Annotated in this window: 16 protein-coding genes; 8 read left to right on the forward strand and 8 right to left on the reverse strand. The window is 67.0% G+C overall.

The window, feature by feature from the left end; all coding sequences use genetic code 11:
* The first annotated feature begins 19 nt into the window (after positions 1 to 19).
* The 4 genes from ACXI0U_RS24980 (at position 20) to ACXI0U_RS24995 (ending at position 3,610) form a co-directional block, all read left to right on the forward strand.
* Entirely contained in the window at positions 20 to 1,933 is a 1,914-nt protein-coding gene (locus ACXI0U_RS24980; protein ID WP_431483538.1) for an ATP-binding cassette domain-containing protein, read from the forward strand.
* Positions 1,933 to 2,472, forward strand: a complete 540-nt coding sequence (locus ACXI0U_RS24985; protein ID WP_184488287.1) for a mechanosensitive ion channel family protein — start codon at positions 1,933 to 1,935, stop codon at positions 2,470 to 2,472. The genes ACXI0U_RS24980 and ACXI0U_RS24985 overlap by 1 nt, the downstream gene beginning before the upstream one ends.
* 78 nt (positions 2,473 to 2,550) lie before the next feature.
* Complete coding sequence (rhtB, locus tag ACXI0U_RS24990; protein ID WP_043244249.1) at positions 2,551 to 3,183, forward strand: homoserine/homoserine lactone efflux protein; 633 nt, start codon at positions 2,551 to 2,553, stop codon at positions 3,181 to 3,183.
* 88 nt (positions 3,184 to 3,271) lie between these two features.
* Entirely contained in the window at positions 3,272 to 3,610 is a 339-nt protein-coding gene (locus ACXI0U_RS24995; protein ID WP_021218184.1) for an enhanced serine sensitivity protein SseB C-terminal domain-containing protein, read from the forward strand.
* Positions 3,611 to 3,654: 44 nt separating this feature from the next.
* Here ACXI0U_RS24995 and ACXI0U_RS25000 read toward each other — a convergent pair whose 3' ends face one another.
* The 4 genes from ACXI0U_RS25000 to ACXI0U_RS25015 are packed head-to-tail and all read right to left on the reverse strand — an operon-like array spanning position 3,655 to position 6,773.
* The gene (locus ACXI0U_RS25000; protein WP_021218185.1) at positions 3,655 to 4,392 is read right to left on the reverse strand and encodes a hypothetical protein; all 738 of its coding nucleotides are present in this window, start codon (positions 4,390 to 4,392) and stop codon (positions 3,655 to 3,657) included.
* Between the two features lies 1 nt (position 4,393).
* On the reverse strand, positions 4,394 to 4,987 hold the full coding sequence (gene lpoB, locus ACXI0U_RS25005; protein WP_021218186.1) for a penicillin-binding protein activator LpoB: 594 nt from the start codon (positions 4,985 to 4,987) through the stop codon (positions 4,394 to 4,396).
* Between the two features lie 22 nt (positions 4,988 to 5,009).
* On the reverse strand, positions 5,010 to 5,369 hold the full coding sequence (locus tag ACXI0U_RS25010) for a YcfL family putative periplasmic lipoprotein (protein ID WP_021218187.1): 360 nt from the start codon (positions 5,367 to 5,369) through the stop codon (positions 5,010 to 5,012).
* Positions 5,370 to 5,378: 9 nt separating this feature from the next.
* On the reverse strand, positions 5,379 to 6,773 hold the full coding sequence (locus ACXI0U_RS25015; RefSeq protein ID WP_479550972.1) for a COG3014 family protein: 1,395 nt from the start codon (positions 6,771 to 6,773) through the stop codon (positions 5,379 to 5,381).
* Between the two features lie 273 nt (positions 6,774 to 7,046).
* Between ACXI0U_RS25015 and ACXI0U_RS25020 the strand changes: the two genes are divergently transcribed.
* On the forward strand, positions 7,047 to 7,499 hold the full coding sequence (locus ACXI0U_RS25020) for a YaiI/YqxD family protein (protein ID WP_021218189.1): 453 nt from the start codon (positions 7,047 to 7,049) through the stop codon (positions 7,497 to 7,499).
* Positions 7,500 to 7,511: 12 nt separating this feature from the next.
* Here ACXI0U_RS25020 and ACXI0U_RS25025 read toward each other — a convergent pair whose 3' ends face one another.
* From ACXI0U_RS25025 to ACXI0U_RS25035, 3 genes are all read right to left on the reverse strand, one after another.
* Entirely contained in the window at positions 7,512 to 7,982 is a 471-nt protein-coding gene (locus ACXI0U_RS25025) for a thioesterase family protein (protein ID WP_263400371.1), read from the reverse strand.
* Positions 7,983 to 8,118: 136 nt separating this feature from the next.
* On the reverse strand, positions 8,119 to 8,784 hold the full coding sequence (elbB, locus tag ACXI0U_RS25030; protein WP_479550973.1) for an isoprenoid biosynthesis glyoxalase ElbB: 666 nt from the start codon (positions 8,782 to 8,784) through the stop codon (positions 8,119 to 8,121).
* A 13-nt stretch (positions 8,785 to 8,797) separates the two neighbouring features.
* Positions 8,798 to 9,631 carry a dienelactone hydrolase family protein gene (locus ACXI0U_RS25035; protein ID WP_263400373.1) on the reverse strand — a complete coding sequence of 278 codons (834 nt, stop codon included), beginning with the start codon at positions 9,629 to 9,631 and terminating at the stop codon, positions 8,798 to 8,800.
* A 118-nt stretch (positions 9,632 to 9,749) separates the two neighbouring features.
* Between ACXI0U_RS25035 and ACXI0U_RS25040 the strand changes: the two genes are divergently transcribed.
* Positions 9,750 to 10,985 carry a sterol desaturase family protein gene (locus tag ACXI0U_RS25040; protein ID WP_479550974.1) on the forward strand — a complete coding sequence of 412 codons (1,236 nt, stop codon included), beginning with the start codon at positions 9,750 to 9,752 and terminating at the stop codon, positions 10,983 to 10,985.
* A 30-nt stretch (positions 10,986 to 11,015) separates the two neighbouring features.
* Here the strand turns inward: ACXI0U_RS25040 and ACXI0U_RS25045 are convergent, their stop codons facing one another.
* Positions 11,016 to 11,606, reverse strand: a complete 591-nt coding sequence (locus tag ACXI0U_RS25045; protein ID WP_162164732.1) for a DedA family protein — start codon at positions 11,604 to 11,606, stop codon at positions 11,016 to 11,018.
* Positions 11,607 to 11,841: 235 nt separating this feature from the next.
* Between ACXI0U_RS25045 and hemB the strand changes: the two genes are divergently transcribed.
* Positions 11,842 to 12,855, forward strand: a complete 1,014-nt coding sequence (gene hemB / locus ACXI0U_RS25050; protein ID WP_263400375.1) for a porphobilinogen synthase — start codon at positions 11,842 to 11,844, stop codon at positions 12,853 to 12,855.
* 19 nt (positions 12,856 to 12,874) lie between these two features.
* On the forward strand, positions 12,875 to 15,085 hold the full coding sequence (gene ppk1 / locus ACXI0U_RS25055; RefSeq protein WP_479550975.1) for a polyphosphate kinase 1: 2,211 nt from the start codon (positions 12,875 to 12,877) through the stop codon (positions 15,083 to 15,085).
* Positions 15,086 to 15,094 lie beyond the last annotated feature (9 nt).

Consider the following 15,094-nt stretch of genomic DNA (forward strand, 5'->3'; position numbering starts at 1 on the left):
GATAAACTCCGCCGCCATTATGATCCGACTCCAGAACCTCACACTACAGCGTGGTCCTCAGCGCCTGCTCGAAGGCGCCGAACTGACCCTGCACACCGGCCAGAAGGTCGGCCTCATCGGCGCCAACGGTGCCGGTAAATCCAGCCTCTTCGCCCTGCTGCGCGGCGAGCTCGGCCCTGACGCGGGCGACTGCTTCGTGCCGGCCGACTGGCGCATCGCGCACATGCGCCAGGAGGTGGACACTCTCGACCGCCTGGCGGTGGACTACGTCCTCGATGGCGACTTGCACCTGCGTCGCGTGCAGGCCGAGCTGGCCGTGGCCGAGGCGGGCCATGACGGCACCGCCATCGCCCGCCTGCACATCGAACTGGACAGCGCCGACGGCTACACGGCCGATGCCCGCGCGCGCAAGCTGCTGGCCGGCCTCGGCTTCACCAGCGAGCAGATGGACCGCCGCGTCGGCGACTTCTCCGGCGGCTGGCGCATGCGCCTCAACCTGGCCCAAGCGCTGATGTGCCCGTCCGAACTGCTGCTGCTCGACGAGCCCACCAACCACCTCGACCTCGACGCCATCCTCTGGCTCGAAGAGTGGCTCAAGGGCTACCCGGGCACCCTGCTGCTGATTTCCCACGACCGCGACTTCCTCGATGCGGTGGTGGATAACGTCGCCCACCTCGAGCAACAGAAGCTGACCCTTTACCGGGGCGGTTACTCGGCCTTCGAGCGCACCCGTGCCGAGCGCCTGGCGCAGCAGCAACAGGCCTACGAGAAACAGCAGGCCCAGCGTGCGCACATGGAGAAGTACATCGCCCGCTTCAAGGCCCAGGCCACCAAGGCCCGCCAGGCCCAGAGCCGGATCAAGGCCCTGGAGCGCCTGGAAGAGCTGGCGCCCGCCCACGTGGATTCGCCCTTCGACTTCGTCTTCCGCGAAGCCGACAAGATCTCCAGCCCGCTGCTGGATGTCGCCGAAGGCCAGCTCGGCTATGGCGACAAGGTGGTGCTGCAGCAGGTCAAGCTGCAGCTCGTTCCCGGTGCGCGCATCGGCCTGCTCGGTCCCAACGGCGCGGGCAAGTCGACCCTGATCAAGACCCTTTCCGGTGAGCTGGCGCCTGTCGCCGGGCGCCTGTCCCGGGGCGAGAACCTCGCCATCGGCTACTTCGCCCAGCATCAGCTGGACTCCCTCGACCCCAAGGCCAGCCCGCTGCTGCACCTGCAGCGCCTGGCCCCGACCGAGCGCGAGCAGACCCTGCGCGACTTCCTCGGCGGCTTCGACTTCCGTGGCGACCGCTGCGACGAGCCGGTGCTGAATTTCTCCGGTGGCGAGAAGGCGCGCCTGGCCCTGGCGCTGATCGCCTGGCAGAAGCCCAACCTGCTGTTGCTCGACGAACCCACCAACCACCTGGACCTGGAAATGCGCCTGGCGCTGACCATGGCCCTGCAGGATTTCGCCGGCGCGGTGCTGGTGGTTTCCCACGATCGTCATTTGCTCAAGAGCACCACCGACGAATTCCTCCTGGTGGCGGACGGGCGCATCCAGCCCTTCGATGGCGATCTCGACGACTACGCCCGCTGGCTGGTGGACTACCGCGCCCGTCAGGCGCCGGTGAGCAACCCGGCCGGTGGCAGCGGTGCCGGCACCGACAAGCGTGCCCAGCGCCAGGCCGCTGCGGCGCTGCGCCAGCAACTGGCGCCGCACAAGCGCGAAGCCGAGAAGCTGGAGAAGGAACTGGGCACCCTGCACGAGAAGCTCGCTGCCGTGGAAACCCGCCTGGGTGACGCCGGTGTCTACGAGGCCTCGCGCAAGGACGAGCTGCGCGACCTGCTCGCCGAGCAGGCGAAGCTCAAGACCCGTGAGGCCGAACTGGAAGAGAAATGGCTGGAGGCCCTCGAGCTTCTGGAAAACCTGCAGAGCCAGCTGGAGGCCAGTGACTGATGGAAGACCTGGTCCTGTTGACGGCCTGGAGCGAGCCGCTGATCCGTGCGGCGCAGGTGCTCCTGGTGCTGTTCCTCGCCTGGCTCGCGCAACGCGTTCTCACCCGTGGCATCACCCGCCTCGGCGCACGTTATCCACAGCTGCCCCAGGAGCTGCTGCTGCCCCTGCGCGGCCTGCTGCGCTGGCTGATTCTCGGCAGCGCCTTCATGTTGGTGCTGGAACGCCTCGGGGTTTCTGCCGAGGTGCTCTGGGCAGCGCTGACCGGTTTCACCGCCGTCGCCGCAGTAGCGTTCTTCGCCATCTGGAGCGTGTTGTCCAACATGTTCTGCGCGGTGCTGATCTTCTCCCTCGGGCCGTTCCGCATGGGCGATGTGGTGGAAGTGGTGGAAAGCGCCGACAAGCCCGGCGTGAAGGGGCGCGTGGTGGCCATCAACCTCTTCTACACCACCCTGCAGGACCTCAGCGAGAACGCCGACGGCGCGCTGGTGCAGGTGCCCAACAGCCTGTTCTTCCAGAAGGCGGTACGCCGCTGGCGCTGAGGCGCCGGCCGGGGCTGTGCAGCGCAAGGCGCAGCGGGTAGTCTGCTGGCCCCCTTCCGTATTTCCGAGGACCACGCCATGGCCATGCACACCTGGCTCGCATTCCTGGTCGCCTGCTGGGTGATCAGCCTTTCCCCTGGCGCCGGCGCCATCGCCTCCATGTCCTCGGGGCTGCAGTACGGCTTCCTGCGCGGCTACTGGAACGCCATCGGCCTGCAACTGGGCCTGGCCCTGCAGATCGCCATCGTCGCCGCCGGCGTCGGTGCCATCCTCGCCACCTCGGCCCTGGCCTTCAGCGCGATCAAGTGGTTCGGCGTCGTCTACCTCGTGTACCTCGCCGTGCGCCAATGGCGTGCGCTGCCCAGCGACCTGGCCGCCGACTCCGCCGAGCGCCCCCTGGGCCGGCCGCTGACCATGGTGCTGCGCGGCTTCCTGGTGAACGTCAGCAACCCCAAGGCGATCGTCTTCATGCTCGCCGTGCTGCCGCAGTTCATCGACCCGCACGCGCCGCTGGTGCAGCAGTACCTGGTGATGGGCGCGACCATGATCACCGTCGACCTGATCGTCATGGCCGGCTACACCGGGCTCGCCGCCAAGGTCCTGCGGGTGCTGCGCTCGCCGCGCCAGCAGCGTTCCATGAACCGGGGCTTCGCCGTGCTCTTCGTCGGCGCCGCCGCCCTGCTGGCCACGGTGCGCCGCGTCCCGGCGTGACCCAGTCGATGGCCTGAACGTGACCCGGCGCCGCGACAGCGCGGTGCCTGGGCAATAGGCTGCCGGTCTTCCCACAAGGAGCATCGGCATGCCGCCATCCAACAGCCGGGACGGGGTCTACGGCGACTCGCCGGACCTCGCCATCGCACCCCTGCGTCACCCTCCGCTGGAGCAGGCCTTGAGCGCCGCCTGCAGCGAGCTCGATATCCACGAAGCCTTTCTCGCCGCCCTGCGCGACCCCGCGCTCGGCCCGCAGCCGCGCTTGCTGCTGGGCGTTTCCGGCACCGATCTCGCCGGTCGCCGCCGCCTCGCTGCGCTGGTCGCCGAACTGCTGCCCGACGACCTCGAACTCGATCTCATCGAACTGGACGACGACAGCCTGTCCCGCGCCTTGCGCGAGCGCTGCGAGGCGTTCTACCAGCGCTGAGCCCAGGTTGCGGCAAAAGAAAAGCGGCCCGCAGGCCGCTTGGTTCAATGCAGTATCTTCGCCGGCTCATCCGGTGGCAGCGCGCCGTAGCGGCCGTTGTCGGTGACCGCTGCCGGGCCGACGCCGAGCTGTTCCTGCAGCTGTCGCGCGACGTCTTCGCCGAGGGCCTTCGACACCTCGCGCACCACGCGCCCGCGGTTTGGGGTGACGCGCCTGTCGTTGCCCTTCACCAGCTTCACGTCCTGGGCTTCGCCCATGGCGGTGAACGCCGCCTTCACCTCGTGGGTGCGGGTGTCGATGAGGCTGAAGTCGGCCACCAGGGTCAGGCCCAGCACCGTGGAGTAGCTGTCGGTGTTGTCGATGGCGTTGACGTCCTGGCGGAAGTCGGCGTCCGAGACCGAGCCGAACAATACATAGTCCGCGCCCTGGAACTGGCCCTGGGCGATGCGCCCGATCACGTCGTGCAGGCCTTCGTTGTCGCTGGCGAAGGGGCGGCCCTGGATCAACTGGAAGGTGCCGGACTTGAGGATCTCGCCCTTGATGTCGCCGGTGAATTTGCGCAGCTCGCCGCGTTCGATGTAGCTGTAGGTACCTTCTTCTTCCGAGTAGCTGCTGGAGGCGCTGCCGGAGAAGCCGCTCACCTGCGAGGCGCTCTGGGCGTTCACCGTGTGGATGTACTCGCGGACGCGTTCCTCGTAGGCGAGGTCGGTCACCGCCACCTTGGGGGCCGCCTGGCTGGCGAATGCCAGGCTGGCGACGAACAGGCCGATCAATGCGCGCATATCAACGCTCCGTGGTCTTGCGGATTTCTTTCTCGTCCATCCACTCGGCCAGGCCGCTTTCGACGTCGACCAGTTGCAGGCTGAATTTGTAGAAGACGTCCTTGTAGTCACTGCTGCGCTTGACGATTGAGCTGATGGAGCCCTCCAGGCGGTACTTGGCGGCGATCATGTTGCCGGTCTTGGCCACGGTGGAGTTCTTGTACAGCCCGCTCTGGTTCTGCAGCTTCAGCTGGTCGACCTGGCTCTGCATGTCGGTGTTGTCGCTGGCGAAGCGGGCGGTGCCGGTCTTCATCAGCTGGGTCTTGATCGAGGTGGTGATCTCGCGGGTATCGATGTACTCGCTGGTCTTGTTCTTCACGTCGTAGACCTGGACCACCGGGCGACCCTGGAGCACGCCGGACTGGGCCAGGGAGCGGGTCATGGATTCGGCGATCATCTGCAGGTCGGTGGAGCCGAACTCGTTGGTGATCAGTTCGACGGCCTTGCTGTCGCCGTAGCTGATGTTGCCGCCACCGAGCACCGGCGACGGGTTGTTGGAGCAGCCGGCGGCGGCCAGGGCCAGGGCGGCGATGCAAGTGGTGCGGACAAGGCGCATGGGAATACTCGCTTTCTCGTGATCAGTCGGGGGTGTTCATTTCCAGGCGGAAGTCGGTCGCCTTGGGCACCGGCGCGATGGCCGGCAGGTAGGTGGTCTGGGTGCCGTAGATGGGCAGGGCCTTCCAGCTCTCCTCGTCGGCGACGGGGAAACCGTCGCTGTCCAGCCAGGCGAAGCGGTAGTAGAGGGTGCGGTTATGGCTGGAGGTGTTGGTCAGCTTCACCTTGACGGTGAGGAAGCCGTTCTCGCGGGCGACCCGCATGGTGTCCACTTCGATGTCTTCCACATCGCCCATGGGCGCCACCTTGCTGGAGGCGGTTTCGCGGCTGGAGCAGCCGGCGAGCAGGGCCAGGGCGAGCCCGGCGACGAGCAGCTTGCGCATGTGTGTTCCTCAGGGAGTCTGGTTGCTGGCCAGGGTACGTGGGCCAGGTAGGGTCGGGGTGACGGCGCCCTGGGCGTAGACCTGGCCGGCCACCATCCGCAGCGGGACCACCTGGTGGGGCCGATCGATCTTCAGGGTGAATTCGCGCACGCCATAGGCGGTGGGCAGGGCCAGGCGGTGTTCGCCCATGGCCAGGCGCACCCGCGCGACGCTGATGCTGCCGGGCAGGGTGCGCCAGGTGCGTTCGTCGGCCCCTTCGCTGGCCACCGACATGATGCCCACGGCCAGGCTGGCCAGGGGGTTGCCGTTGTCGTTGAGCTGCTTCTGCAGGGCGCCCCGGGTCACCGCGCGGATGGTGGTGCGGAGGATGATGCCGGGCATGTCGTCGCGCAGGGCGCGGTGCGACATGGCACGCAGGCTGCTGAGTTCGGTGAGGGCGGCGGGCGCGCCATCCACCTCGATGAAGCCCGGTGTCAGGGTGCTGGTGTCGTCGCGCAGCAGCGGGAAGGACAGGGTGCTGATGATCATCCCGGAGTCCAGGGGCACCGGCAGCGGGATGCGCAGCGAGTCGCGGGCCGGCGCCAGGCCGCTCTGCAGCACCAGCAGCACGTCGCTGCCGGCGTCTGCGGCGGGCGTGGCGTCCAGGTCCAGCAGGGCCTGTTCCAGCAGCGGGGTGCCGGGGCGCAGTTCGGCGGCCTGGCGGTAGCCGGGAGCGGCCAGGCCCTTCTCGCCCAGGGCCTCGTAGACGAAGCCGGCGAGGTAGTGGCTGAAGGCGCTCTGGTAGCTGTTCTTCAGGTTGACCACCTCGGGGGCGTCGAGGGAGGCCACCGGGTAGCCGCGCAGGTCTTCGAAGCGGGTGCTGATGCCTTGGCGCTCGGCTTCCTCTTCGCTGTCGAGGTACTGCTGGTCGCGCAGTTCGGCGATCAGCGCTTCGCGTTCGTGGGTCTTGCGGATCTCGGTGCGCGCGGCGTCGAAGTCGTTCAGCGCCAGGTCGTTGAGGGCCATCTGAGTGGTGAGCATCACCTTCTCGTAGTCGTAGCCCTGGTAGCGGCGGACCCGGTCGTTGGCCAGGTAGGCGCCGGCTTCGGCCAGGTAGCGGCCGGGGTCGCCCTTCATCGCCTCTTCCCACTGGAAGATGATGCCGTCGGCCTGGCGCCAGGCCTTCTGGCTGGCCGCCAGGTCACCCTTCGAGCGCAGCAGTTCGCCCTTCTCGAACCAGTAGAGAAGGTCCTTGTCGGCGCTGTCGTTGTTGGCTTCCAGCACGCCCAGTGCGGCATCGATTTCGCCGCGGGCGAGGTGCTGGCTGGTCTCGGTGAGTTCGTGTTCGTAGCTGCGGAAGGCCGAGCAGCCGGCAAGCTGCAGGGCGAAGCAGACCGCCAGGGCGGTAACGGCGCGGGATGCCATGTGTTCCTCGTCGAGTCCTTGATACTGCCAACCGTTTCCGGCTGATCCAGGCGTGCACTGGCATGTAGCGGCGTCCTGCCAATCCCCCGTGGGGCCTCCCTCGGGACCCGAAGGTGCGGGAAGGGCGGGCGATTATAGGGGGATTTCGGCGAAAATAGCTGGCGCAATGAGATCATTTTGACTTTGCCCAGGCTGCGGCATGGTGGCGCAGCGAGCGGGCCAGGGTGGCGGCTGGCATACTGCGCGCCCGCCACTTTTCCGGAGCCCAAGCCCATGCGTGTGTGGATCGACGCCGACGCCTGCCCCCGTGCCGCCAAGGACCAGGTCATCAAGTTCGCCCTCAAGCGCAAGTTCGAGGTGGTGCTGGTGGCCGGGCAGAGCCAGGTGAAACCGGCCTTCGCCTGCGTGCGCCTGGTGGTGGTGCCGAGCGGGCCGGATGCGGCGGACGATCACCTGGTGGAGCAGGCCGAGCCCGGTGACCTGGTGATCTGCAGCGATGTGCCGCTGGCCGATCGCCTGGTGAAGAAGGGGGTGGCGGCGCTCGACCCCCGTGGCCGGGAGTTCGACGAGCGCAACATGGGTGAGCGGCTGGCGGTGCGCAACCTGTTCACCGACCTGCGCGACCAGGGGCAGATGGGCGGCGGCCAGGCGGCCTACAGCGAGAAGGACCGCCAGGCCTTCTCCAATTCGCTGGATCGGTTGCTCACTCGCCTCAGCCGGGGCTGAGGCCGGAATCCCTCAGCCGCAGAGGTAGGTGCCGGTGCCGACCGCCACCAGGGTGCCGTCGTCGGCGTGCAGTTCCGAACGCACCACCGCGACCTTGTTGCCCGAGCGCAGCAACACCGCCGTGGCGGTGAAGGAGCGGCCCCGCCCCGGACGCAGGTAATCGATACGCAGGTCGATGGTGCCCAGCTTGGACAGGCGCTCCATGCGCTCACCCGTGGACAGGCCCTGGTGCCGTTCGAAGGCGCCGATCAGCGCCATGGCGCCGCCGGTGACGTCCAGCAGCGAGGAGATCACCCCACCGTGAAGGATGCCGTGGACGAAGTTGCCGATCAGTTCGTCCTTCATCGGCAGGTGCATGGTCACCTGCTGCGGCGACAGCTCGCCCAGCTGGATGCCGAGCACCTGGTTGAAGGGGATGCGTTCGAAGAAGCGTCGGACCGCCTGTTGCAGTTCCGGGGTCAGGACGAATTCGTTATCGCTCATGCTGCACCTGCATCTCGGTCGAAAAGGCGACGCTGACGCAGCGCGGGGCGCTTGAACAGGGGCGCGGCCCAAATGGCACGCGGATTGGCGGGAGCGGCTTGCAGAGGCGGGCGACCGGGGCCGCCCGCCTGCACCGTCAATGGTCGGCGTGGGTCAGTTCCAGCACGCGGTCGACCAGCTTGTAGATGCCCGAGGCGGCTTCGCTGATGGACTGGGCGAGCATGTAGGCGGGGGTGGTGACCAGCTTGCGCGGCTTGTCCTCGACTATCTCGCTGACCACGCACTCGACGTGTTCGGCGCCCATCTTCTGCAGCGCGCTGGCGGTGTCGGCGTCGTCGCCGATGGTGCAGACCACGCCCTCGCCGTAGATCTTCGCGGCCATGGCCGGGGCGATGCAGATCAGCCCCACCGGCTTGCCGGCGGCGGCGAAGCCCTGGGCGGCGGCCAGCACGTCGGGCTGCACGCTGCAGTCGGCGCCGTTGATGGCGAAGTCGGAGAGGTTCTTCGCCGCACCGAAACCGCCGGGGATGATCAGCGCATCGAAGTCCTCGGCCTTCAGCTCACGCACGTCCTTGACCGCGCCCCGGGCGATGCGCGCGGATTCGGTGAGCACGTTGCGGCTCTCCGGCATCTCTTCGCCGGTGAGGTGGTTGATCACGTGGTGCTGGGCGATGTTGGGCGCGAAGCACTGTGCCTGTGCACCCCGTTGGTCCAGGCGCAGCAGGGTGATCACGCTTTCGTGGATCTCCGCGCCGTCGTACACGCCACAGCCGGAAAGGATCACAGCAACTTTTTTGTTCATAGCGTTCTCCGCTTCACTGGGCCGCCTTCAGGGTCTCCTGGAGGAATGCCTGGGCATGCTGGTGGGCATCCTTGGCCAGCCTGGGTTGGTAGGTATTCAGGTCGCTGCGCTGATCGAAAACATGGTCGGCTCCGCCATATTGCACCAGTTGCAGTTGTTCGAAATCGAGCGCGTCCATAGCTGATAGACACTGAAGGTGGTCAGTGATTCTGTCCTTGCCACCGAGAAACATCAGCACCGGCAGGTCACGTCCCTTGCCCTGGCGCAGGTGCGCGGGGAACCCACAGTAAGGGTAGAAGGCGATGGCGCCGCGCACACCGTCCAGCGCCTGCTGGCCGATGCCGGGGAAACCGTGGCCGGCGGCGCCGTCGTAGGCCAGGGCGTCGAGGATGCTCCAGCCGCCGTGGGAGTAGCCGAGCAGGGCCATGCGCTGGTGGTCCAGCTGCGGCATGGCGCGGGCCAGGTCGAGGGCGGCGTAGACGTCCAGGGCGCGTTCGTTGCCCCACAGCCGCTTGCCGTCGCACACCGGGTGCCAGTCGTCGATGCCCCGGGCGGCCAGGCTGTCGACGAACAGCAGGGCAAAGCCCTGGGGCAGCAGCCAGTCGCTGACGTTACGCACGAAGCCGGGGCTCTGCCCGCTGCAACCGTGGAACACCAGCACGGTGGGGAATGGGCCTTCACCCTCGGGGGTGAACAGGCTGACGTGGGGCGCCAGTCGGGTTTTCGCCGCCGCCAGGTCGTCGGCGGCCGGCAACAGCGCGGCACGATAGGGATAGAGTCCCAGGAGGGCGGCTGCGGCGATCAGGATCAACAGGATGGAGAGCGTGCGTCTTGTGGTTATGCGCATGTGTCGTCATATGCCGGTTGGGCTGGCATGCGGCGCCAGGGGCTCCGGGGAGGCACGGGCGTAGCATCGAGCCTGGCAATCCTAGTCCCTTGATCGGCATAACGATACGGCTGACATCATGAATTACGTCCTCTACGCGGTCCCTTTCTTCTTCCTGCTGATCGGCATCGAGCTGTTGGCCGATCGCTGGCGCGGGGTGCGTACCTACCGCACCGCCGATGCCATCAACAGCCTCAGCGCCGGCGTGCTGTCCACCACCAGTGGGCTGCTGACCAAGGCGGTCGGGTTGCTCACCTACACCTATGCCTGGCAGCACCTGGCGCTGTTCGAGCTTCGCGCGGACAGCCTCTGGGTCTGGCTGTTCGCCTTCGTCTTCTACGACTTCTGCTACTACTGGAACCACCGCCTGGGCCATGAGCGCAACGTGCTCTGGGCCGCCCATTCGGTGCACCACCAGAGCGAGGAGTACAACCTCTCCACCGCCCTGCGCCAGACCAGCACCGGCTTCCTCTTCGGCTGGATCTTCTACCTGCCGATGGCGGTGGCCGGCGTACCGCCGCTGGTGTTCCTGACCGTCGCCGCGCTGAACCTGCTCTATCAGTTCTGGGTGCACACCCGCCACGTGCCCAAGCTCGGCTGGTTCGAGTGGTTCTTCATCAGCCCGTCGAACCACCGTGTGCACCATGCGCAGAACGCGGTGTACATGGATCGCAACTACGGCGGCGTGTTCATCCTCTGGGACCGTCTGTTCGGCACCTTCCAGGAGGAGCTGGACGAGGAGCCGGTGGTGTTCGGCGTGACCACGCCACTGGCCAGCTGGAACCCGCTCTGGGCCAACCTGCAGTTCTACTCGGTGCTGTGGCAGGACGCGGTGCGCGCCGAGTCCTGGTGGGATCGCCTGCGCATCTGGTTCATGCGCACCGGCTGGCGCCCCGAGGATGTGGCGCGCAAATACCCCCAGGCGAAGCCGGACCTGAGCCGTTTCACCAAGTTCGAGGTGCCGTTGTCGGGCGGTCGCACCCTATATGCGGCATTGCAGTTCGTCGGTTATGTAGTGGGCGGCAGCTACCTGCTGGGCGCCGGCGAAGGCATGTCACTGGGCGCCGTGCTGCTGGGCTGGGGCTGGGTGGCGTTCGGCCTGTTCGTCATCGGTGCCTGGCTGGAGAACCGCCCCTGGGCACTGCGCCTGGAGCTGGCACGGCTGGCGCTGAACCTGCCGGTGCTCTGGCTGGCAGACACCCTCGGCATGCTGCCGGCCAGCCCGTTGGCCTGGCTGGTGCTGGGTGTGCATGGTCTGGTCAGCGTGCTGGCGCTGGTCGCCCTGGGGCGGCGGCAGGCAGCGCTGGCGGTCTGAAGCGGGGGTGTTCCCGGGCTGAGGCCCGGGTTAAGGCTGCGGCGGTTGCTCGGCGTTCGCCTTGGCTTCGCGGCTGTTGCGCAGGCGGCGACGCAGCCAGAGCAGGCCGCCGATCACCACCAGCGCGCCAAGCACCATCAGCTCGTAGCGCTTGAGGTTGCCCAGCATGCCTTCGAGCACGGCGCCGAAGTGGAAGGCGGCGAAGCCCAGGGCCAGGGCCCAGACGATGGCGCCGATGCCGTTGAGGATCAGGTAGCGCAGCGGCGGGTAGCCCGACAGGCCGATGGCCACCGGCATCACGGTGCGCAGGCCGTAGACGAAGCGGAAGCTCAGCACCCAGATGTCGGGATGGCGGCGGATGTGCTCCAGGGCCTTGTCGCCCATGGCCTGCCAGCGCGGGCGCTTGGCCAGGATCTGGCGGCCCTTCTGGCGGCCGAGGTAGTACCACAGCTGGTCGCCGGCATAGCTGCCGAAGAACGCCGTCATCACCACCAGATTGATATCCATGTAGCCGCGGAACGCGAGAAAGCCGGCCAGGACCAGGATGGTCTCGCCCTCGAAGAAGGTGCCGAGGAAGAGGGCGAAATAGCCGAAGTCCTGGAGAAATTGTTGCAGCATCAGTTTGGCAGCGCGGCAAAAATGAACGCGAAGCCTAACCGGGTTGAACGCGCGGGAAAAGCTCTAAAGGGTGGCGAACCGCCAGTCGAGGGTCGACTGGTTCACGGCCAGCCCTAGTGGGGCCTCGGAAATTTCCTTTAACGCGACAGAGCGTCGCTGTCACGCATTGTTACCATTCGGTCATAATTGCCGCTTATAAATGTCGCACTGTGTCCTCCTTTGGACCCTGGAGTCTGTCGTGAGCTTTACCCCCGCCAATCGCCTGTTCCCCGCCACCCGCCTGCGCCGTAACCGCCGTGATGATTTCTCCCGCCGCCTGGTGCGTGAAAACACCCTGACCGTCGACGACCTGATCCTGCCGGTGTTCGTGCTGGACGGCGAGAACCGCCGCGAGGCGGTGCCGTCGATGCCGGGCGTCGAGCGCCTGTCCATCGACCTGCTGCTGGAAGCGGCGGCTGGCTGGGTGGCGCTGGGCATCCCCGCGCTGGCGCTGTTCCCGGTGACCCCGCTGGAGAACAAATCCCTCGACGGCGCCGAGGCCTGGAACCCCGAAGGCATCGCCCAGCGCGCCATCCGCGCCCTGCGCGAGCGCTTCCCGGAGCTGGGGGTGATCAGCGACGTGGCCCTGGACCCCTTCACCACCCATGGCCAGGACGGCATCCTCGACGCCGACGGCTATGTGCAGAACGACATCACCGTGGACGCCCTGGTCAAGCAGGCGCTGTCCCACGCCGCCGCCGGTGCCCAGGTCGTGGCGCCCTCGGACATGATGGACGGCCGCATCCAGGCGATCCGCGAGGCCCTGGAACTGGCCGACTTTCCCAACGTGCGGATCATGGCCTACTCGGCCAAGTACGCCAGCGCCTACTACGGCCCCTTCCGCGATGCGGTGGGCTCCGCCGCCAACCTCGGCAAGGCCAACAAGGCCAGCTACCAGATGGACCCGGCCAACGGCGACGAGGCCCTGCACGAAGTGGCCAGCGACCTCGCCGAAGGCGCCGACATGGTCATGGTCAAGCCGGGCATGCCCTACCTGGACATCGTCTGGCGCGTGAAGGAAGCCTTCCGCGTGCCGACCTTCGCCTACCAGGTCAGCGGTGAGTACGCCATGCACATGGCGGCCATCCAGAACGGCTGGCTGAGCGAGGCGGTCATACTCGAATCACTGACCGCATTCAAACGTGCGGGCGCTGATGGCATCCTTACCTACTTCGCCGTGCGTGCCGCAGAAATGCTCAAAGCGGGAGCCTGACTCCCCAGCAGGAAACCAGATGAACACCGATGGTCTGAACCAAGCGTCGAACCCCGAACAAGAGCCCGTACCGGAGCAACCGGTCGCCGAGGCCCCCGCTCCGGCCCCCGTCGAAACGCCGCCGCCCGCCCCCGTGCCGGCGCCGGTGATTCCGGGCCTGGATGACAGCAGCCTGTACATCCACCGGGAGCTGTCGCAGCTGCAGTTCAACATCCGTGTCCTGGAGCAGGCGCTCGACGAGTCCTACCCGCTCCTCGAGCGCCTGAAGTTCCTGCTGATCTTCTCCAGCAACCTGGACGAGTTCTTCGAGATCCGTGCCGCCGGGCTGAAGAAGCAGATCACCTTCGCCCGCGAACAGGCCGGTGCCGACGGCCTGCTGCCGCACCAGGCCCTGGCGCGCATCAGCGAGCTGGTGCACGAGCAGGTGGCGCGGCAGTACAGCATCCTCAACGACGTGCTGCTGCCGGAGCTGGCCAAGCACCAGGTCAACTTCATCCGCCGTCGCTACTGGACGCCGAAGCTGAAGACCTGGGTGCGCCGTTACTTCCGCGACGAGATCGCGCCGATCATCAGCCCCATCGGCCTCGACCCGACGCACCCCTTCCCGCTGTTGGTGAACAAGAGCCTCAACTTCATCGTCGAGCTGGAGGGCGTCGATGCCTTCGGCCGCGACTCCGGCCTGGCGATCATCCCGGCGCCGCGCCTGCTGCCGCGGGTGATCCGCGTGCCGGAAGAGATCAGCGGCCCCGGCGACAACTTCGTGTTCCTGTCGTCGATGATCCACGCCCATGCCGACGACCTGTTCCCCGGCATGAAGGTCAAGGGCTGCTACCAGTTCCGCCTGACCCGTAACGCCGACCTCTCGGTGGACACCGAGGACGTCGAAGACCTGGCCCGCGCCCTGCGTGGCGAGCTGTTCTCCCGCCGCTACGGCGATGCGGTACGCCTGGAGGTGGCCGACACCTGCCCGAAACACCTGTCCGACTACCTGCTCAAGCAGTTCGGCCTGGCGGAGAGCGAGCTGTACCAGGTCAACGGCCCGGTCAACCTGACCCGCCTGTTCAGCATCACCGGCCTCGACAGCCACCCCGAGCTGCAGCACCCCACCTTCACCCCGGTGATCCCCAAGCTGCTGCAGAAGGCCGAGAACCTGTTCAGCGTGGTGGGCAAGCAGGACATCCTGCTGCTGCACCCCTTCGAGTCCTTCACCCCGGTGGTGGACTTCCTGCGCCAGGCCGCCAAGGACCCCAACGTCCTGGCCATCAAGCAGACCCTGTACCGCGCCGGTGCCAACTCCGAGATCGTCGACGCCCTGGTGGAAGCGGCGCGCAACGGCAAGGAGGTCACCGCGGTGATCGAGCTGCGCGCGCGCTTCGACGAGGAATCCAACCTGCAGCTGGCCAGCCGCCTGCAGGCTGCCGGTGCCGTGGTGATCTACGGCGTGGTCGGCTTCAAGACCCACGCCAAGATGATGCTCATCCTGCGGCGCGAGGACGGCGAGCTGCGCCGCTACGCCCACCTGGGCACCGGCAACTACCACGCCGGCAACGCGCGCCTGTACACCGACTACAGCATGCTCACCGCCGATGACGCGCTCTGCGAGGACCTGCACAAGCTGTTCAACCAGCTCATCGGCATGGGCAAGACCCTGCGCATGAAGAAGCTGCTGCACGCGCCCTTCACCCTGAAGAAGTCGCTGCTGGACATGATCGCCAAGGAGGCCCAGCACGCCGTCGAAGGCAAGCCGGCGCACATCATGGCCAAGGTCAACTCGCTGACCGACCCGAAGATCATCCGCGCGCTGTACAAGGCCAGCCAGAGCGGCGTGAAGATCGACCTGGTGGTGCGCGGCATGTGCTGCCTGCGCCCGGGCATCCCCGGTGTTTCGCACAATATCCAGGTGCGCTCGATCATCGGCCGCTTCCTCGAGCACAGCCGCATCTACTACTTCCTCAACGAGGGCGACGAGCTGCTCTACCTCTCCAGCGCCGACTGGATGGAGCGCAACCTCGACATGCGCGTGGAGACCTGCTTCCCGGTGGAGGGCAAGAAGCTCATCACCCGGGTCAAGAAGGAGCTGGAAACCTACCTCGCCGACAACACCCACAGCTGGGCGTTGCAGGCCGACGGCCGATACCTGCGCAACAGCCCCAGCGGCAACCAGAACCCGCGCAACGCCCAGGCCATCCTGCTGGACAAGCTGCTCAACCCGCCGGTCAGCGCTCGCTGATCGGTCGCG

It is taken from the genome of Pseudomonas sp. C9D1, assembly GCF_056491235.1.